The 19,229-nt window shown below is 43.7% G+C and carries 15 protein-coding genes and 1 riboswitch; of the genes, 7 read left to right on the top strand and 8 right to left on the bottom strand.

The genetic code is table 11. The annotated features are described in order from the left end of the window. Nucleotides 1-261: 261 nt before the first annotated feature. From OE749_RS09315 to OE749_RS09335, 5 genes are all read left to right on the top strand, one after another. The gene (locus OE749_RS09315) at nt 262-1,170 is read left to right on the top strand and encodes a peptidoglycan DD-metalloendopeptidase family protein (protein ID WP_263712176.1); all 909 of its coding nucleotides are present in this window, start codon (nt 262-264) and stop codon (nt 1,168-1,170) included. A gap of 121 nt (nt 1,171-1,291) precedes the next feature. Continuing rightward, a complete protein-coding gene (secA, locus tag OE749_RS09320; RefSeq protein WP_263712177.1) occupies nt 1,292-3,994 on the top strand; it encodes a preprotein translocase subunit SecA in 2,703 nt (900 codons plus the stop codon). A gap of 70 nt (nt 3,995-4,064) precedes the next feature. Then, on the top strand, nt 4,065-4,454 hold the full coding sequence (gene mutT / locus OE749_RS09325; protein ID WP_263712178.1) for an 8-oxo-dGTP diphosphatase MutT: 390 nt from the start codon (nt 4,065-4,067) through the stop codon (nt 4,452-4,454). Between the two features lie 126 nt (nt 4,455-4,580). Next, nucleotides 4,581-5,477 carry a hypothetical protein gene (locus tag OE749_RS09330; protein WP_263712179.1) on the top strand — a complete coding sequence of 299 codons (897 nt, stop codon included), beginning with the start codon at nt 4,581-4,583 and terminating at the stop codon, nt 5,475-5,477. Between the two features lie 6 nt (nt 5,478-5,483). Then, entirely contained in the window at nt 5,484-6,212 is a 729-nt protein-coding gene (locus tag OE749_RS09335; protein WP_263712180.1) for an SGNH/GDSL hydrolase family protein, read from the top strand. A gap of 49 nt (nt 6,213-6,261) precedes the next feature. Here the strand turns inward: OE749_RS09335 and OE749_RS09340 are convergent, their stop codons facing one another. The 3 genes from OE749_RS09340 to OE749_RS09350 form a co-directional block, all read right to left on the bottom strand. Continuing rightward, nucleotides 6,262-7,026 (bottom strand): substrate-binding periplasmic protein, encoded by a 765-nt coding sequence (locus tag OE749_RS09340; RefSeq protein WP_263712181.1) that lies wholly within the window; start codon nt 7,024-7,026, stop codon nt 6,262-6,264. A 185-nt stretch (nt 7,027-7,211) separates the two neighbouring features. Continuing rightward, entirely contained in the window at nt 7,212-8,666 is a 1,455-nt protein-coding gene (locus OE749_RS09345) for a phosphohexomutase domain-containing protein (protein ID WP_263712182.1), read from the bottom strand. Between the two features lie 2 nt (nt 8,667-8,668). Further along, nucleotides 8,669-10,159, bottom strand: coding sequence for a mannose-1-phosphate guanylyltransferase/mannose-6-phosphate isomerase (locus tag OE749_RS09350; protein ID WP_318527875.1), 1,491 nt, complete (start codon nt 10,157-10,159; stop codon nt 8,669-8,671). A 674-nt stretch (nt 10,160-10,833) separates the two neighbouring features. Then, a riboswitch (cyclic di-GMP riboswitch) is annotated at nt 10,834-10,918 on the top strand. 57 nt (nt 10,919-10,975) lie between these two features. Between OE749_RS09350 and OE749_RS09355 the strand changes: the two genes are divergently transcribed. Continuing rightward, the gene (locus OE749_RS09355) at nt 10,976-12,106 is read left to right on the top strand and encodes an alginate lyase family protein (protein ID WP_263712183.1); all 1,131 of its coding nucleotides are present in this window, start codon (nt 10,976-10,978) and stop codon (nt 12,104-12,106) included. 253 nt (nt 12,107-12,359) lie between these two features. Then, a complete protein-coding gene (locus OE749_RS09360; RefSeq protein ID WP_263712184.1) occupies nt 12,360-13,436 on the top strand; it encodes an alginate lyase family protein in 1,077 nt (358 codons plus the stop codon). Between the two features lie 114 nt (nt 13,437-13,550). Here the strand turns inward: OE749_RS09360 and OE749_RS09365 are convergent, their stop codons facing one another. The 5 genes from OE749_RS09365 to OE749_RS09385 are packed head-to-tail and all read right to left on the bottom strand — an operon-like array spanning nt 13,551 to nt 19,229. After that, nucleotides 13,551-14,678 (bottom strand): alginate lyase family protein, encoded by a 1,128-nt coding sequence (locus tag OE749_RS09365; protein ID WP_263712185.1) that lies wholly within the window; start codon nt 14,676-14,678, stop codon nt 13,551-13,553. After that, the gene (locus OE749_RS09370) at nt 14,659-16,092 is read right to left on the bottom strand and encodes an alginate O-acetyltransferase AlgX-related protein (protein WP_263712186.1); all 1,434 of its coding nucleotides are present in this window, start codon (nt 16,090-16,092) and stop codon (nt 14,659-14,661) included. Before OE749_RS09370 ends, OE749_RS09365 begins: the two co-directional genes overlap by 20 nt. Nucleotides 16,093-16,101: 9 nt before the next feature. After that, nucleotides 16,102-16,728: an alginate O-acetyltransferase AlgF gene (locus OE749_RS09375; protein WP_263712187.1), complete on the bottom strand. Its 627-nt coding sequence runs from the start codon at nt 16,726-16,728 to the stop codon at nt 16,102-16,104. Further along, the gene (locus OE749_RS09380; RefSeq protein ID WP_263712188.1) at nt 16,725-17,801 is read right to left on the bottom strand and encodes an alginate O-acetyltransferase AlgX-related protein; all 1,077 of its coding nucleotides are present in this window, start codon (nt 17,799-17,801) and stop codon (nt 16,725-16,727) included. Before OE749_RS09380 ends, OE749_RS09375 begins: the two co-directional genes overlap by 4 nt. Before the next feature lie 9 nt (nt 17,802-17,810). Next, nucleotides 17,811-19,229 (bottom strand): MBOAT family O-acyltransferase, encoded by a 1,419-nt coding sequence (locus OE749_RS09385; RefSeq protein WP_263712189.1) that lies wholly within the window; start codon nt 19,227-19,229, stop codon nt 17,811-17,813.

Below are 19,229 nucleotides of genomic sequence, written 5' to 3' on the forward strand. Positions count from 1 at the left end.
GGCATTTTTTATATTTCTGGTATATTTTATGCTCCCCTCTTGATTAATGGGTGGACATAACAGTAAAGTTACGGGTTGGCGTTGTAGCGCACTTTGGGTGGATATTGATGCTATATCGTGACAAACAAGGTCTCTCTGCCATAAAAAGATAAGTATAAAAAGTGCACAGGTTTTATGATGACAGATACTCGCCTATGCTTTAAGAAGCGGTAAGTAGACGTTAGTATTTGGCAATAATGTGCCGCAAGAGAATGAATGGTTATGAGCTTAACGCTTCTATATAAAGGCAAAACAACACGATTTAAATACAGCATCAGCATCAAGAAATTGATGACTGTCGTTGCATTGGTATTTGGCGTGTTGATGATCTCTGGTCGGGCAACGCAGCAGGCTGATGAATCTGTTTCACGGGTTCAGTTCGCACAAGCTGGGCTAGATGCTCAGAAACAAGAAGTCGAACAACTTCGACAAACCACCGAGCAGCGTGTTACTGGCATGATGGTAAAACTCGCTGATGTTCAAAGTGAACTGCAACGTTTAAATGCATTGGGCATGCGTCTTGTTGAGCAAGCCAATTTAAATCCCGAAGAATTTAACTTCTCAGACGTTCCACCAGTCGGTGGTTTGAACTATGACGCTGAGCTTACCCTTCCTTCAAGTGATACACTGCTCAGTTCAATTGACACTATGTTGGTTGAAATAGATGACAAGTCACAGCAGCTTTTAGTGCTTGAATCTTTACTAATGAATCACCATATAGATGAGCAGCGGTATTTGACGGGGCGTCCAATCAAGTCTGGATGGTTATCTTCTTACTACGGCATACGCAAAGATCCATTTTCTGGATTACCTGCGATGCACAAAGGTTTAGACTTTGCCGGGAAAGAAGGGGCCGATGTTATTGCAACTGGTGCCGGCTTGGTAACGTGGTCTGGGGAGCGTTATGGTTACGGTAACCTTGTCGAAATTGATCATGGTGACGGATTGATTACCCGTTATGGGCATAACAAGGAACTTAATGTTAAGATTGGTGACGTGGTAACGAAAGGGCAAGTAATAGCCAAAATGGGCAGTACTGGCCGTTCAACGGGTGCACACGTTCATTATGAAGTGATACGAGCTGGTCAACAGCAAGATCCTCTTCCGTATGTTTACCGAAAAAATAAATAGCGTAAAATACGGCTCACTTTTGTCCCTTTAGTTTCAGTCAGCGATAATCGCTGATTGGTATAATTTTAAACATGCTTGCAAGAAGCGAGTAGAATAATGATAAGTTGGAAGCTGTAAATCCATGTTTGCGAACATCGTAAGAAAAATTTTCGGGAGCCGAAATGACCGACTCCTCAAGAAGCTCGGTAAAACCGTTAACGAAATTAATCAGCTTGAACCTCAATTAGAGGCGTTAAGCGATGAAGAGCTAAAAGCGAAAACATCGGAATTTAAGCAGCGTATTGCAGATGGCAGCACGTTAGATGAAATTCTGGTGGAAGCCTATGCTGTCGTCCGTGAAGCGAGTAAACGCGTATTTGGTATGCGTCATTTTGACGTTCAAATGCTGGGCGGACAAGTACTGCATCAAGGTAAAATCGCCGAAATGCGTACAGGTGAAGGTAAAACGCTAACATCTACATTGCCAACTTATCTTAATGCTATCAGTGGCAAGGGCGTTCATGTTGTTACCGTGAATGATTATCTTGCCAGACGTGACGCAGATTGGAGCCGTCCACTTTTTGAGTTTCTTGGCTTAACTGTCGGCTGCAATATTCCAGGGATGAACCACGCACAGAAAAAAGAAGCTTATCTAGCCGATATTACCTATGGCACAAACAACGAGTTTGGCTTCGACTATTTGCGCGATAACATGGCATTTAGCCCGCAAGAACGCGTTCAGCGCGAACTGAACTTTGCCGTAATCGATGAAGTTGATTCTATTCTTATCGATGAAGCCAGAACGCCACTGATTATCTCGGGCGCAGCAGAAGATAGCTCTGAGCTGTATCGCCGAATTAACGTGATCATTCCTGAGCTAGTTCAGCAAGAAAAAGAAGATGAAGAAGGTGAAATGGGCGAAGGACATTTCACTGTTGATGAAAAGTCAAAACAGATTCACCTAACTGAAAATGGTCAATTGTTTATTGAAGAAGTGCTTAAACGCGAAGGAATACTTCCAGAAGAAGAATCTTTGTTTGCAGCACAAAATATTTCATTGTTGCATCATGTTAATGCCGCACTTCGTGCGCATAAAATGTTCCAAAAAGATGTCGACTATATCGTTAAAGACGACGAAATCGTTATCGTTGATGAGCATACAGGACGGACAATGGAAGGCCGCCGTTGGTCAGAAGGTTTACATCAGGCGGTTGAGGCTAAAGAAGGCGTTAAAATTCAGAACGAGAACCAAACCCTCGCATCTATTACCTTCCAGAATTATTTCCGACTATACAACAAACTGGGCGGTATGACTGGAACAGCCGATACTGAAGCCTTTGAGTTTAATCATATTTATGGCCTAGAAACTGTCGTTATTCCTACGAATAAGCCGATGGTACGTGATGATAAAGCCGATTTGATTTATTTGACCGCTGAAGAAAAGTACGAAGCGATTGTCGAAGATATTCAAGCGTGTGTTGAACGCGGCCAACCTGTATTGGTGGGAACAGTTTCGATTGAAAATTCTGAGTTTTTATCTCGCGTATTAAAGAAAGCGAAAGTTAACCACAAAGTTTTGAATGCTAAGTTCCACGCTCAAGAAGCTGATATTGTTGCTCAGGCTGGACGTCCAGGTGCAGTAACTATTGCTACCAACATGGCTGGCCGTGGTACAGATATAGTCTTAGGAGGTAACTGGCAGGCTGAAGTTGAAAAGCTTGAAAACCCTTCTGAGGATAAAATCGAGAAAATCAAAACTCAGTGGAAAGACGATCATCAAAAAGTCCTTGATGCTGGCGGGTTGTATATTATTGGTACAGAGCGTCATGAGTCTCGTCGTATTGATAATCAGTTGCGTGGTCGTGCGGGGCGTCAGGGCGATCCCGGTGCATCGCGTTTTTATCTGTCGTTAGAAGATTCACTCATGCGTATTTTTGCTTCAGATAAGATGGGAGCAATGATGAAGCGCTTGGGCATGCAGCGAGGAGAAGCGATTGAGCATCCTTGGGTAACGCGTGCTATCGAAAACGCGCAGCGTAAAGTTGAAGGCCGCAACTTTGATATTCGTAAGCAGCTACTGGAATACGATGATGTCGCGAATGATCAGCGTAAAGTGATTTACGAGCAACGCAATGAACTGTTAGATGAAGGTGAAATCAGCGACACTATCAATGTGATTCGTGAAGATGTTGTGTCAGGTGTCATTGATCAATATATCCCACCACAGTCTCTTGAAGAAATGTGGGATGTTCCTGGTCTGGAAGAGCGTATTAAAGCTGACTTTATGCTGGACTTACCGGTTGCTAAATGGCTTGAAGATGACAACAAGCTGTATGAAGAAAAGCTTCGTGAACGTATTTTAGATGAAGTTAAAACCGCCTACGAAGAGAAAGAAAAAGCAGTAGGCGCAGACGTGTTACGACAGTTTGAAAAGGCGGTGATGCTGCAAAACCTAGATAGTCACTGGAAAGAGCATCTTGCTGCGATGGATCATCTTCGCCAAGGCATTCATTTGCGTGGTTATGCACAGAAAAATCCAAAGCAAGAATACAAGCGAGAATCATTTGAACTATTCTCTGAAATGTTAGAAAGCTTAAAGCACGACGTAATTGGTATTTTAAGTAAAGTTCAGGTACGTGCTGAATCTGACGTTGAGGCTGTAGAAGAGCAGCGCCGCCAAGCAGACGATGTACCTAAGCAATATGAACATGAATCAGCGATAGACAATAGTGATCAGGCGGCTCAGTCTGGTATGTCTAATGAAGGACGCAAAGTAGGTCGTAACGACCCATGCCCTTGTGGTTCTGGCAAAAAGTACAAGCAGTGTCACGGTAAATTAAGCTAAGCATTGTTAGCTAATTATATTAAATATGAAAGAGGTCAGAAGTTCTGGCCTTTTTTTATGGTGGGACAAATTGATGAAACGAATAGTTGTGGCAGTAGGTGTGGTGTTAAGGAACCATGAGGTTTTTATAAGTCATCGGGATTCATCTCGTCACCAGGGCGGCAAATGGGAGTTTCCTGGCGGTAAAGTTGAAGACAATGAGTCGGTATCTGATGCGCTATTAAGGGAATTAAAAGAAGAAATCAATATCGACGTGATATCTCAGCAGCCGTTTATGGTGATTGAATTTGATTATCCAGATAAACATGTGAGCTTAGATATACATCTGGTAACGGAGTTTGCCGGAGAGCCGAAACAACTTGAAGGCCAAGAGGCGCGATGGGTCGCATTGCAAGACTTAGGCAATTATGAATTTCCAGAGGCGAATAAACCCATTGTTGAGAAACTACTCTCTATGTAAACAGTTTGCGTAGTCAAAAACGGTTGTGATGACTTATTCAGTTACAGCAGCCGCATATTAGAAAGCTTGATTCGCATATTTTTTCTGGTATTTTGAGTAGTATTAATAAACTGCAGAGATTAACACTTGGAGCATTGGGTAACAGGATGTAACCGACTATTTCAGTGGATCTTCGCGATTGTATTTCTTTGGTGTATCGGGTTAACGGTATCGATGCCTTATGCCAAAGAGCGTTCGATACACTTTTCTGCTGACTCTCCGTCTTTCATTAATATTATTAATAATCGGTTAGCGCCGATTGGCATGGCGGAAGCTACGCATTTATTGTTGTTTGAGCAAATGAATCAATGGCCTGCTATTCATTACATCGCAAAAGGTCGAACCCAAGATAAGCTCGATTCTGATTCTCCTGCATGTACGTTTTTTAAGGTCAAAACCCCACAGAGGGAAAAGCATTATATTTTTAGTTTGCCGACGGATGTTTTTCTGGGTGTCAGGCTTTACCAGCATAAATCAAGCACCCCTATTCCTACTGCTTATTTAAATGATGAAGGCGCAGTGTCTTCGTTAACGTCTTACTTCAATCATTTTTCCGAACATTCGCTATTGCTAATTGCTGATCATCAATATGGTGGGGAACTAGACCATGAGCTTAGAGCGCTGCGGCAGGCCAATTGGTATCGGCTAGAGGGGATAGATCCGTATTTGACGTTTATGCAGATGTTTTTAAAACGTCGTGTGGATTTTACGTTTGTTTATCCCGCCAGCCTTGTTACTTTTCCTGATATTTCCCAACAACTTCGTTCATATGCAGTGGAAGGGGTGCCCGATTTTGTATCTAGCCATATTATGTGTAACAACACACCAGAAACACATCGTTTTTTAGCCCGCGTTAACGAAGCTTTGCAGCGTTTGTATTCAAGCCAAGCATTTATGCAAGCATTACTTGATTTTACGCCGATCAGTGAACATGATTTTATTAAACGTCTTGTAACGTCGCGTCGATTTTTGTTGGGAGAGTAAACCGAAATGCTATCGTGGAAAACGTGGTATCTTGCTCCAATACTGCTCTTGCAAGGATGGTACGTTAAACGGACTATAGTGCGGCTTCCTGAGGCTGAAGGAAAGAGGGAAGGTAGCATTGGTCATCTACATCCACGTGCCCTCAGCATCTTAGTGTTAGGAGATTCAGCGGCGGCTGGGGTTGGCGTAAAGACACAGCAAGACGCATTGGTGGGGCAATTGGTTGGGCAATTAGAGCCTCATTACTCGATCACTTGGCAGCTGTTAGCCAAAACGGGAGAAAATACGTCGTCTTTTCGCAAATTGTTTGACACCTCCAATCCGATATGTGCCGATTGGGTTATTGTTTCGCTTGGTGTTAACGATGTTACATCACGTCAATCGCTACGCGTATTTGTTGAACACACGCAGAGATTGATCAATGAAATACGTGAGCGCACAGGCGCTCGCCACATCATCCTTACTGCTGTACCACCCATGCATTTGTTTACTGGGTTACCTCAGCCACTACGATGGGTGCTTGGGCAGCGAGCTAAACAATTAGATTCTGCCCTCAGCGACGTATGTGACGTGCTCAATTGCCATCATCTTACCATTTCAGATGACAACATAGTAAGCTCTGAGGCCCATTCCGACATGATCGCTGAAGATGGCTTTCACCCTGGCAAAGGCGCATATATGCTGTGGGGACAAAAGGTGGCTGAGCTAATTGTTGAGCAAGAAGGTGTAAACTAAGGTTTTCTCGATAAATTCTGCAGTGCCGCTATGTAACATTGAACGATAATTACCTTGGCGCTAGGTCGCGGTATTTATCAATCACTTGTTCTATGAAGTCACGCTTTTTAAGCTTTATGAAGGCGGTATTAAGCTTACTTTTTATGTCTGAATCGGTGTCGCGGTTGAGGGCTAAATAGTTGCCTCGAATGAATGCATGTTTCAACGTATACACTGGAATCACTTCATTAGGCTCAAAACCCACAGAGGTGAGTTGATATGGCAGTGTGAGTTCAGAGCCGATAATTAAATCAAGCTTGCCATTAAAAAATACATGCATATCGTCATGCTTTCTCGAGAACATCAAAAGGTTTTCCTCGGGTTTAAAACCTAAGTCGACAAGTACATCGTGATAAACATCGCTTCGAGCAATGCCAATGGTATAACTTAATAAGTCGGACTCCTTGCGAATTTTGATATCGTGTCTTTTTTTCAACCTGTAGAAATTTGTTTTCGACGATGCAAGGGGACCTATCCAATGAAAAAGTTTCTCTCTTTCAGGGTTGCGAGAGGTGGAAAATACTGCTGTGTTTTTAGTTTGCCTAGCGAGATTATAAGCGCGGGTCCATGGCAGCAGTTCTATCGAGCAACTGATGCCTGCAACTGTACATAACTCTTTGACAATTTCGGTATTTATCCCTACGAGCTCATCATTTTGGGTGAAATTGTAGGGCGGAAATTCCTCTGTAAATATTTTGAGTTGAGAAGATGCATAACCCAACGTTGGAAAAAGCGCAAAAATCAAAATTGCGATGGCAAAAGATAAACGACTCATAAGAATAGGCGCGACCAACTTAAGGGAAAATACAGGGTAAATATACCGTTAGGGGGGGGAATGCGCAATATCGAAGGTGACAACTGATTGAGTATCATACTTAATGATGTGAATACTTGTAAACTAGGAAAAGGCATGCAATGGACTCCCTTGATACTTCACATTGCACGCCGTCGTTTAATCGATTAACTGTATTTATCAATTAAATTAATGAGCATGGCAGTTTTACGCAACATTAATTCTTTGTCACCCTTGGCTTCCACGTTAAGGCGAAGTAATGGCTCGGTATTCGACATACGCAAATTAAAGCGCCATTGCTCGAACTCCAGTCCTAATCCGTCAATTTTGATACAACGAATGGCATCAGGCTTGAGGTAGGCCTCAATCTCATTCATAACGTTTTTTGCATCTGAAACCCGGCGGTTAATTTCGCCTGATGAAGGATAAGCCTTAATACGTGCCGACACCATCTCAGACAGTGTAGAAGAGCCTACACTGATAAGCTCAGCAACTAACAACCATGGAATCATCCCTGAATCACAATAGGCAAAATCTCGAAAATAATGGTGAGCACTCATTTCTCCACCATAAATGGCATTTTCCTCACGCATTCTTTCTTTAATAAATGCGTGTCCAGTTTTGCTCATAATTGGCTCACCCGCGTTTGCTTTTATGATGGATTCTGTGTTCCAGTAAACACGGGGATCATAAATCACTTTTTCGCCTTCATGTTTGCGAAGAAATGCTTCAGCTAGTAAACCCACGATGTAGTAGCCTTCAATAAATTGTCCGTGTTCATCAAAAAGAAAACATCGGTCAAAGTCTCCATCCCATGCGATACCGAAATCAGCATGATGCTTGATAACTGCATCGGCGGTGTCTTGACGAGACTCAGGTAAAAGCGGATTAGGGATCCCATTCGGAAAACTGCCATCAGGAGTATGATGAATCTTGATAAATTTGACCGGTATCTTATGTGTATTGAAATGGGCTTCAATGGCGTCTACGACATGGCCCGCAGCGCCGTTTCCGGCGTTTACCACAACTTTCAGGGGGGGCAATGCATCAATATCAATGTAAGACAGTATGTGCGCGATGTATTCGGGCAAATATGTCGATGTTTGATACTGACCGGTATTTTCAAGCGTAGGTTGTTCAATACTTGCTTTACCATTAAAAAACTCATCAGCAGAAGCCTCTGATTCTGCGTATTCAGAAAATGCTGAATCAATTTGTTCTTCGCTGAATCCTTCGGCCAGTGATTTGATGACATTTAAACCGCTGTCAGCACTAATAGGAACAGCGCCTTTGCCAACGAATTTCATACCATTATAATCAGCCGGGTTATGGCTGGCTGTGACTTCAATACCGCCATCAGCCCCGCTAAACTTAGTCGCAAAGTAGATTTCTTCAGTACCTGTGAGCCCGAGATCAACCACGCGACTGCCGCCTTGAATGAGTCCCGCACTTAAGGCATGCACTAGAGCGCGTGAGGTAAGCCGAATATCACCGCCAACGACAACGCTTTGTGCTTGCGTATGTTCTGCGAATGCCAAACCAATACGAAAGGCAATTTTTTCATCAAGCTGTTGATTCAGCTGGCCGCGAATATCGTAGGCTTTAAAGCAGGTTAACTCCATGTTTACTTCACCTTTGCTGGTGTGGTTGATGCGGCAGATAATTGGGCTGCATCACTCTCTTGGTTAGCACTTGCTCGTGTTTGGGTTTCTGGCGCACGGCCATAGCGATCAGAGAAGCGAACAATATCATCCTCACCCAAATAGCTACCAGATTGAACTTCAATTAATTCTAACGGTATTTTACCGGGGTTTTCCAACGCGTGAACAACACCTACAGGGATGTAAGTCGATTCATTTTCTGCCACGAGAAATGTGCTGTCACCGTTGGTAACTTTCGCGGTACCAGATACAACGATCCAGTGTTCCGCACGATGATGGTGCATCTGAACAGAAAGCTTCTCGCCAGGTTTCACAGAGATGCGTTTTACTTGGTAGCGTGTGCCGTTGTCTATTGAGTCATAGCTACCCCAAGGACGGAAAACCTCTCGGTGAAACTCGAACTCACTGCGCTTTTCTTGCTTTAACTTGGACACGATTGACTTGATATTCTGGACCTTGTCTTTGGCTGCGACCAAAATCGCATCTTTGGTTTCAATTACAACGGCATCATCTACACCCACCAACGCAACCATACGTTCTTCAGCATTAACGTAGCAATTTTGGCTACCCTCTACCAGAACATCGCCTTTGAGTACGTTACCATCTGCGTCTTTACCGCTATCAATTTGCCACAAGCTTTCCCAACTTCCTACGTCATTCCAGCCTGCTGACATTGGAACCACCGCTGCGCTGTCTGTTTTTTCCATGATGGCATAATCGATAGAATCTTCTGGCGATTGGGCAAATGCCTCAGCGTCTACACGAACAAAGTCCAAATCTTGTAACTTATTGTCGATTGATGATTTGCAGGCTGCCAAAATGTCGGGTGCGTGTGTTGCCATTTCCTCTAATAAACGGCTGGCTCTGAACATAAACATGCCAGAGTTCCATACATAATTTCCTTGCTCCAAATAGTCTTTGGCTGTCGCTGCATCGGGTTTTTCTACAAAACTATCGACCACGTACCCTGATTCAAGTTGATTACCTTGTTTGATGTAGCCATATCCAGTGTTCGGGGAGTCCGGAACGATACCAAAGGTCACAAGGTGTCCTTCATTGGCTAGCACCGTTGCTTGTCGCACGGCATGATGAAAAGCGTCTGTATCTTGAATGACATGATCAGCGGCTAGAACAAGCAATAACGGATCTCGCTCATATTGTTGCGCTAATAGCGCCGACAAACAAATCGCAGGCGCGGTATTTTTACCCTGAGGTTCTAATAAGATTCTGGCTCCAGTATTAGGAAGTTGCTGCATCTGCTCTGCGGCAATAAAACGATGGTCTTCATTGCATACCAATAATGGGGCACTGATGGGTAGGCCACTTAACCGCAATACTGTTTCTTGAAGCATGGTTTTGTCATTGGCAAGACGAAGAAATTGCTTAGGTAACTTTGCGCGTGACTTTGGCCATAGGCGGGAACCACTGCCCCCTGCAAGAATAATTGGCGTAATCATAACTGTCCTTAAATTGCGGTGTATGAGTAAAACAATCGGTTACTGTCCGTACTGCGTGTAACCGTCTTCAATAAGGTCGTAGCGAATACTATGCCACATGCATATATTGTTCAATAAGTGTCCGAAAAACTTAATAAAAGTTCATATTTTAGACATCTTTAGCTCACGAATAATGATCCATAAATGCGCATTGTTGCGCCGATGTAATGCAAACCAAAGTCGAGAATTATATGAAGGTCACGGAATACGCTTGACTTCGGTTGCTCACTTCATAGAAAGCAGCGTGTGACACAGCGATTAAAATTCATTCCCTAAAACCGTGTTTGCGTCGCTAAATGACGACATGAATGCGAATGTTAAGGATGTTGCTACGGAATACTCGCGTTTAAAGATTGTCGGAGCGGTGTTCGCCCCTACCTATTTCGCCTTTTTACCCTAATCGAATTGCTCGTCTTTGCCTATTTCGACTGGATTTTTCGTATTGACGCTCACGCTTACGAATGCTGTCGCATAACTAAGACACACGGTAAAAATAATATCAGATATAAAAAATGCTTATAGAACATGTTTGTAGCGTAAAAATAGCTGTCAAGGCCTTTAAAAATAAGGTTTTGAGTATCTTTGTTTATCCCCTTGCGGAGCAAAAATCGAATCTCTACAATGCGCTCGACATTTGAAAAAGGCAAAGCTTGCGAAAGTGAGTGACGCAAAGTGACCGGTCTAAGGGGTAATACCTATGACGGCGGCACCGCCAGGTTATCAAGGTAGACAACTGGCTTTCTGTTTGAAGTTTTTAAAATAGAGGCTGTTACCATGTTGAAACGTATTCTTACTTCGGCTGTTGTATTAACAACGTCATTAATCACATCGGTTAATGTACAAGCGGAACTAAACCCTGCTTTCATTAATGACACCTATACTGCGCGTTTTTTGTGGCAGGCTGAAAACCAATCACTAGAAAACAACACGTTTTCTTGCCCTGAATTGGTTGCACCAAAGCACGTTTTTGAAACTGTGAGTATATACAAAGACACTGACTGTCGTTGTGAAGTCGACCCTGTTAAAAAGGCGGCGTACGATGCGGAAAATGCGTACATAAAAGACTATATTTCTACTATTGTTGGGTTAGCCGACACCTACGTTGCAACGCCATCAGAACGTGGCGAAATTGCGCAATGTATGATGCAACATGTCGAGCATTGGGCCGCAAATGATGCCATGCTGGGTGACCATGTTCAGAATGTGGGCTATCACAAAACAGCAGAATTAATTGGCACAATTGCAACGAGTTACCTGAAGGTGCGCAATAGCCCTGATATCGTAAAAATTGATGCAAACTCGGTGGTTGGCAGTTGGTTGAAGCGTGCGTCAGATCACGTTTTATACTTCTACGACAATATTGCAGGTTCTACTACGAAAAAGAACAACCACCGTTACTGGGACGGTTATCACTTAGGCCGTGTAGCCATTGCCATTCAAGATGAAAGTCTGTTCTCGTGGGCGGTTGAAGGCTTGAGTATCGGTTTAGATGAAGTTGACGCAAATGGCGTGCTACCTGAAGAATTCGCACGTGGTGACCGCGCATTCAGCTATCACTTATATGCCACACTACCGCTTGTTGGTTTGGCTGAATTGGCGATAGCAAACCGTGAATATATGCCTGTCGAATTTTATCCATATGAATATAACAACGGTGCACTACATACATTGTTGAAGCTAATGCGAGACGTATCAAATGGCAATGTAGTGGGTGTGTTTCCTGAAGAACGCGAAATGAAATGTCATGAAGCAGCTTGGTTAGAAGCATATTTGGAACGCGCAAAAGTCGCCGACAAAGCTGCTATAAAAGCCGACGTTATCAACTTTAGAAATAATTGTAATGGCAAACTGTTTAACACATTCTTAGGTGGTAACGTCAGCTTAACTTACGGTTCTCCTATGTAATTAAATCAGGCACCTTAGGGACTGCTCTAGGGTGTCTCAATACGTCTCACCGCGGTTTATTTCTTCTTAATAATCAGGCCGCTTCGCTTAGAAGCGGCCTGATTTTCTAAACCAAACTAGAATCACCGTCACGTCAATTTTTAGGTATAGAATGTGCTAATAGATCACCTTTTTTTACTATGTAAGAGGGGTTTCTGTGATTTTTTATCGAATTTTCCATTTACTTTTTTTGATGTGTGTTTGGCTTTTTTCTGTGGGTAGCCAGGCCAATATTCAACCTGCATTTTCGAATGACGTATATACGGCTCGTTATTTGTGGCAAGACATGCACCAGCGTTTTTCCTATACATCATTCCAGTGCCCGGCACTCATGCCCGTTAAACGTCAGTTTAATTCTGGCAGTATCTATAAAGAGACCGACTGTGGATGTGAAATAGATCCTGCTAAACAGGCACAATATCAAGAAGAACTCTCAGAATTGCGTGGCTATATTAAAACCCTTGTTACGCTCTCTGATCGGTACATTGCGACGCCAACAGAACAAGGCGATATTACACAATGTATCATGCAACATATTACCCATTGGGCTGAGAACGATGCAATGCTCGGCCAACATCGTAACGATATTGGTTATCATAAAACGGCAGAACTATTGGGGGCCGTCGCGACGAGTTACCTGAAAATCAGGCATAGCAGAGATATCAAAACGATTCATCATGAGGATACTATCGGGGATTGGATGAAGCGAGCGGCCAGTCATGTGCAGCACTTTTACACCGATAAAGCGGGGAACCAAACGTTACGTAATAACCATCGTTATTGGGATAGCTTTCACTTGGGCAGAGCCTCGGTAGCATTGCAAGACAAGTACCTGTTTCAATGGGCCATGGATGGATTAACGATTGGTCTGTCGCAAATTGATGAAAACGGTGCATTGCCACTTGAAGGAGCAAGAGGGAATCGTGCGTTTAGCTATCATTTGTACGCGACAATGGCGCTGGTGGGGCTGGCTGAGCTCGCCGTGGTTAATCGTGAGTATATGGTAAACCCCTACTACCCATATGAAGAGAACAATAGCGCGTTACGCCGACTAATTTGGACAATACGTGCCAACGCGAAACGCAATAGTAAAGTTCCTCTATTTGCTGATGCTCGCCCAATGAAATGCCATGAAGCAGCATGGTTAGAAATGTACAGTGCGCGAGCGTTAGTTAAGTACAAATATTCAATCAACAAAGAAGTCGTGGCAATGCGCCGCGCCTGCAATGGGAAATTATACAATACGTTGCTAGGTGGTAATGTTAGTTTGACATACGGTAAACCTATCTAACGTATCGCAAGGCGACAAAGCGTGAGGAAGGCGTTAACCATTATTTCTCGGACGCTGATTGAAAGGAATTCGCGTCCGACTTGATCTGTTACATCATGTGTAGCGGTTGGCGAGCTACATTGTATCGCAACCAAAACGTTCACATGTATTTCCGCCCATTCGCGTATATCCGTGAGTTTGATAAGATGAATCATCAGGAAGTAAACTTAGCCAAGAGGCGTCGTTGTCGGTGGCGTACTTTAGTGGGGCAACCCAACTCAAATGGCCGTCGCTATGTAAATCGAACCCTGATTGGGCTTCACCAGCATGTGCTGAAAAGTCCTCAATAGCGCCATCTTTTAATAAATTCTCTGCCAATAAAGTGAGTTTGGAACGCTGATGATTACCGGCTTGAGCGTTGTTTTCATGGACAAATGCGGCCAAGCCCGACAAGGGAAGTAAAGCAAAATTATGGTATGCGTATGCGCGCGCACCTCGCTTTAATTCGTTAGGCAGAAACCCGTCATGCGTGATTTGGGATAAGGCGGTGAGATATACATTCTCTGACCACTGATAAAGGGCACGGTCATTCTTTATTACTGCGACTAACATAACAGACCATGCTGCCCAGTAATCGTGATTGTTCACTTTACGCAGTGGCCGGTTAGAATAATCGTGCTTCACTTGCTGGGCCAGCCTGTAAAGCCAAGACTCAATTGTTGCCTGTTCGACGTCGTTGAGAGGAAGCTTTTCTTTCACCGACAAATAGTAGCTAGCCGTTGTTGATAACGTCCATTTACGCACTGCTTTGCCTGTCATATTCGCTTCAGGGTCATTCAGTGTGGACCCTTTTGCCCAATCTATAAGCAGCGATGTAAAACAGTAAGAAGCTTCTTTCGCAATGTTAGAATCACGCTGAATGTGTTTTCCTAAATAGGCAACATATTTAGCAAACTCATGAATAGGCTGCGTACGCTGTAAATAAGCGGCTTCTGCTTCCTCGTTTAATGTTGCACGTCGTTTGTCGCTCCCCTCATATTTACTTCTGAACGAAAGACTATCGGTAAATATCGGCAATTGCTGGCACGCATAAGGTTTTGCATTTTTCTCAGACCATGTCTGTGCAGATTGAACAAATGCAGGGGGGGCAACAATATGAGAGGGGACTTCACCTTCTGACATGCTATTGCAGCCGCTTAACAATGCGGCTGCGCAGAAAACAGAGGCGACACCTGGGGTTACGTTATTGCGTTGTTTTAACATGTTGTGCAACGAGATTGTTGATTGATGAGGGAATTTCACACAGCCGTGCTGTTGCTGTTGTGGTGTTAAGCTGTTCACCCGAGAGTTTCGATCCATCTTCAAGCATTATTTCATCAAAGTCTAGCGCCAGAAATGCTTCCTTCCCATTAATTTCATGGTCGCCTAATTCAAACACAAAACGGCCATCGGCTTTAGTACGGTTATTGCGTTTGACGCGATAGGTTTTATGGGTTCCTGAACCGAACCAAACTGTGGCTTCAACAGTTCTTACCGCAGGGTTGGAAAAAGCGATGTCTAGCGTCATATGCTTGCTCGGTTGCTGTAAAAGCCCCTTACTAAACAATATTTCTTTTGCAACGCCACCCTCACTGAACGTGATGTTGTCTTGTTTAAGTAGCGCAGTTGATTCGCACCCATTATAAAATAGCGGATTGATTTCGGTGAATATTTCTTTATTGTCGAGGGTATAATACGAGGGTAATTCCCACACAATGACGTCGGGCTTGTTCTCTTGAAAATCAGACTTAAGGTAGTCAATCCACGCGCCTGTTGCAGCACCACCTGAAATGGCAAAATTGCTGATAGAAATATTGCTGTATTCTTGCAAGAAACCATTGAAATTGAACTTTTCTAATGCTGTAAAACTGGTGCCAAGTAGCACAATGTTTGATTCATCATCGCCAAACAGTGATGTGCTATCGTCAAAGCCTGAATTGGTTTCAATAGTGCGAAAACTTTTCTTATATTGAACAGGCAGTTGGGTATTGCAAAGCTGGTTAGCAGCGCTTTGTATACTGCTGTCTGCGCCTCGTACACCTGTGTACAGGGTTTTGAATTTAGGCGTACCTTCAGGGTCACCGTAGCCGAGTTCATTCAGTGTTTTTGCTATTTCTTTTGCCGTTGCGCGAGCGCCGTCTGGGGTCCAGTGTAAATCTCGCTTGTAAAAGAACTCGGGAATGCCTTTAGCGACATGACTCAAGTCGGGTACATGAAAACCGACTTGTCTGAACTGTTCGATTGCTCGCTCATACTGACTCAACATGTCGGCATGTTGCTCACGAGTGAGGTTAGTAAACATTTCTGGCTGAGCAAGCCCTCGGTTTGGGGTGTAAACCAAAATGAGCTCGATACCTAAATTATTTAAATAAGAAGCGAAGCGTTTAAGGCCTTTCAACTCTGCGGCCTCAGTAAAACCGTAGGCGCTATTCAAGTCTTTACCTGTATTCACTAACCAACCTTGCTCACCTTCTTCTACAAACAGATTGCCACGCAGAAAGTTAGTCACATAATTTTCTTCATATTTGGCGGCATCGCAATAAAGTGGGGTTGCCTCAATAGTATAGCTTGGCGCTGTTTCTGCTGATACTGTACCAACAGCTGCGAGTGGAAATAACAATGGTATCAATCGGCGCATAATGATGTCCTATCTTTCGCTTTCTCGAACGGTAACTTGTGTGTTTTGATTTACATTAAACGCAAATACGCTGGTCACTTTATTTCGCGTTAATGCTACAGCATCAGTAGTAATGACTGCGGTATCCTCTGCAAACGCAGCAAAGGGCATGTTGACCGCATTAATGTCACGAAAGCCGACGGTGTGTGGCTCTACTGAATTGACGACGTCATGTTTTCCATCCGCCGTTTTTAAGGTGAGGGTTGGGCGTTGGGTCAAATTGTACAGCTTGATGCGTGCCTTTCGCTTGTTGTCAAAGACTTGCTCGCTAATAGTGAAGTAGCCATTTTCAGCGGTATCATCAAGAACAATTGTAGCTAATTCACCTTTTTTAAGTTCCAGCGTTAAGGGCTTTCCACCGATTGAGAAGGTAAAGCTGCCGAAGCTTTCATAGCCATATCGTGATACTTCTCCTTGTGAGAGGTTCCCGATGCGCTTGTTATCATAGGCAACGTCAATAGTTTGAGAATTAATATTGATGAATCGAAAAAACGCCGCATCGCTGGGTGGAAGTTTTGCATAAAGTGCATCCTCAGCTGCCGTATTGAATGTAAAGATAGCCAAAAACGAAAATAGAATGGCGATACGAAATGTCATGATGGATTCCTTGTCATTGAAGATGCGATGTCTTGAGGTAAGGGTTTAACAAAATAGCGAACGGGAATCTCCCAAATCACAGTGTCAATACCAGCTAAGTCAGCATCGCTTTGCGATAAAAATGCAGCCATTGGTGAAAAAGGGCCTTTCCCTTCAACGGCATAATTTAAAATGTCTTGCTTAAGCGCTTGTTGTAAATAGCCGTGAAAATGCCACTTCTCATTAGCACTATAACTGGTCCCCACTAAGGCAATAGAGGGTAGGCTATCATCACCAAACAGAGAGGCAGTTTCTTCCGCTATCTTTTGTGTTTGAAATACGGGAAGCATTTCACCAGCAGGCCCCAGTGATTCCAAGTAGGGACTAACGGGTATAAAGGTCAGCAGATCACCGCGTAAAGGGATATCTTCGATATATTCAGTGCGGAACTGCGTTTGTCCCTGTAATGCGGGTAACGAATGACTGATCCAATTGGCACTCAGTTTTGCACCTAACGGGCTCCAATGGGTGTCTGTACGTAAAAACGTGTCACCGTCTTGCTTGGTGATAAGCGCGGGGTAGGGATCTACCACAGACAAACTGTGATTGATCAATATGCTTTTTACCTGATCACGTAAATCAAGTGTGTTATGAGGGGTAACACGTGCAAGCCTATCAGAATATATTTCTACTTTTTCGGGTATGACAACAATGTGCGACTCAATGCCCTTTTTCTGCAGCGCATTGACGGCAGTAATAATATAATTGGTATTGGCGTCGAGATTGTTTTGGTAATCAGCGGAAAGTTGATATTCCTCTTGGCTAAATAACCACGCATTTACGCCTACTTCTACGCCTTCCCGTCCTTCATTAAATATCTGATAATTGAAAGCTCCCCATACATTGGTAACGATGTCTTTAATTGGAAATGCTTTTTGATAATGCTGCTCCACTTCTGTCGCGGAATGACCCGTAATCACCGCTTCAGCATTCGTTGAAGTCGGTAATTTAAACCCTCCAGATGACCACACTGACAGGCCAATAATGATCGAAGCAAAGATGGCGGCGTTGAATTTATCTAACGTATTCGTCATGGTTCACTCCTAAAACTGAAAATACAAAAACGGCGAATAGCTAGAGGCTATCAGGCTACTTAAAGCGATTAAAAATACGGGCAAACGCAGCACAGAAACCGTATTGGCCATCATGTTTGAGTGAGTAAACTGTTCAAGCTTGTGAGCATGCTGCATCGCACCACGCAGCAATACAGTGATAATTCCAATAGCCAGTATGGTTAATTGCCAGCCTTTGGGTTCAATCATTGACGCGCCATTTTGTGAGGCAAAGTTGGGGATGAACATAGCTTCATACAACGTGAATGCTTGCTGCACGCTGTCAGCCCGAAACATTACCCAGCCAATCACGACTAAAAGCATGGTGAACATCCACGCCAGTAAGTTGAAGGTTTTGTAGTGGCCTAAGCCTAACGCGCGTTCGATGGCTAGCCAGCCACCGTGCCACGCTCCCCATAGAACGAAGGTCCAGTTTGCGCCGTGCCATAGACCACCTAGCAACATGGTCAGAAACAGATTACGATAGGTTTTGAATACGCCGTGGCGATTGCCTCCCAATGAAATGTAGAGGTAATCACGTAGCCAGCTAGATAAACTAATGTGCCAGCGACGCCAGAATTCTGTAATGCTTTGGCTAATGTAGGGCTGATTAAAGTTTTGAATGAATCTAAAACCCATCATTAATCCCAAACCAATGGCCATATCACTGTATCCTGAAAAATCAAAATACAGCTGGATGCTGTAGGCTAATGCACCGGTCCAAGCTTCAATCGTAGTCAAAGAGCCCGCGGTGAATGCGGCATCAGCAAGGGGTGCAACGGTATCTGCAATGAGAACCTTTTTGATAAACCCTTTCATGAACAGCACGACGCCTGCTGAAAACAGCGCGAAAGAATGCTCTCTATGCTCAAACTGATGCGCCAAATCTTTATAGCGAAGTACAGGCCCTGCAATTAATTGCGGGAAGAGTGCGATAAACGCTGCAAAATCAATAAATCGTTTGGTGGGTGGAGTGTCCTTTCGATGCACATCAACAAGGTAGCTGATGGCTTGGAAAATATAAAACGATATACCAATGGGCAAGATAACGTTGGCCAGTGGAAGCGGCTCACTGTTAATGGTAGCCAGCATAGCATTTAAGCTTTCAATACCAAAATTGGCATATTTGAAATAGCCCAATGTTAATAAATCACCGGTCACGCCTATCGCCAACCAGCGTTTGGCTATGCTTGGATTGCTATCAAGGTGTTTGTGCATTTGAATGCCAATCACGTAATTCCATAGTGTGACGAGTACAAAAAGCAGTAGAAAATCGATTCGCCACCATGCATAAAATGCATAGCTTCCAATTAGGATCACAAACGAGCGATAGCGAAAGGGCGTTGCGTAATAAATCGCTAGAAAAACAGGTAAAAACGCAAATAGGAAGATAGATGATGAAAATACCAT

The organism is Fluctibacter corallii, assembly GCF_025751585.1.
GTDB classification, from domain to species: Bacteria; Pseudomonadota; Gammaproteobacteria; order Enterobacterales; family Alteromonadaceae; genus Fluctibacter_A; species Fluctibacter_A corallii.

What these genes read in the sequence shown, in the direction of transcription:
- OE749_RS09315 (WP_263712176.1), top strand. Translation starts at nt 262, where the DNA reads ATGAGCTTAACGCTTCTATATAAAGGCAAAACAACACGATTTAAATAC.
- secA (WP_263712177.1), top strand. Translation starts at nt 1,292, where the DNA reads ATGTTTGCGAACATCGTAAGAAAAATTTTCGGGAGCCGAAATGACCGA.
- OE749_RS09335 (WP_263712180.1), top strand. Translation starts at nt 5,484, where the DNA reads ATGCTATCGTGGAAAACGTGGTATCTTGCTCCAATACTGCTCTTGCAA.
- OE749_RS09340 (WP_263712181.1), bottom strand. Translation starts at nt 7,026, where the DNA reads ATGAGTCGTTTATCTTTTGCCATCGCAATTTTGATTTTTGCGCTTTTT.
- OE749_RS09345 (WP_263712182.1), bottom strand. Translation starts at nt 8,666, where the DNA reads ATGGAGTTAACCTGCTTTAAAGCCTACGATATTCGCGGCCAGCTGAAT.
- OE749_RS09355 (WP_263712183.1), top strand. Translation starts at nt 10,976, where the DNA reads ATGTTGAAACGTATTCTTACTTCGGCTGTTGTATTAACAACGTCATTA.
- OE749_RS09365 (WP_263712185.1), bottom strand. Translation starts at nt 14,678, where the DNA reads ATGTTAAAACAACGCAATAACGTAACCCCAGGTGTCGCCTCTGTTTTC.
- OE749_RS09370 (WP_263712186.1), bottom strand. Translation starts at nt 16,092, where the DNA reads ATGCGCCGATTGATACCATTGTTATTTCCACTCGCAGCTGTTGGTACA.
- OE749_RS09375 (WP_263712187.1), bottom strand. Translation starts at nt 16,728, where the DNA reads ATGACATTTCGTATCGCCATTCTATTTTCGTTTTTGGCTATCTTTACA.
- OE749_RS09380 (WP_263712188.1), bottom strand. Translation starts at nt 17,801, where the DNA reads ATGACGAATACGTTAGATAAATTCAACGCCGCCATCTTTGCTTCGATC.
- OE749_RS09385 (WP_263712189.1), bottom strand. Translation starts at nt 19,229, where the DNA reads ATGGTATTTTCATCATCTATCTTCCTATTTGCGTTTTTACCTGTTTTT.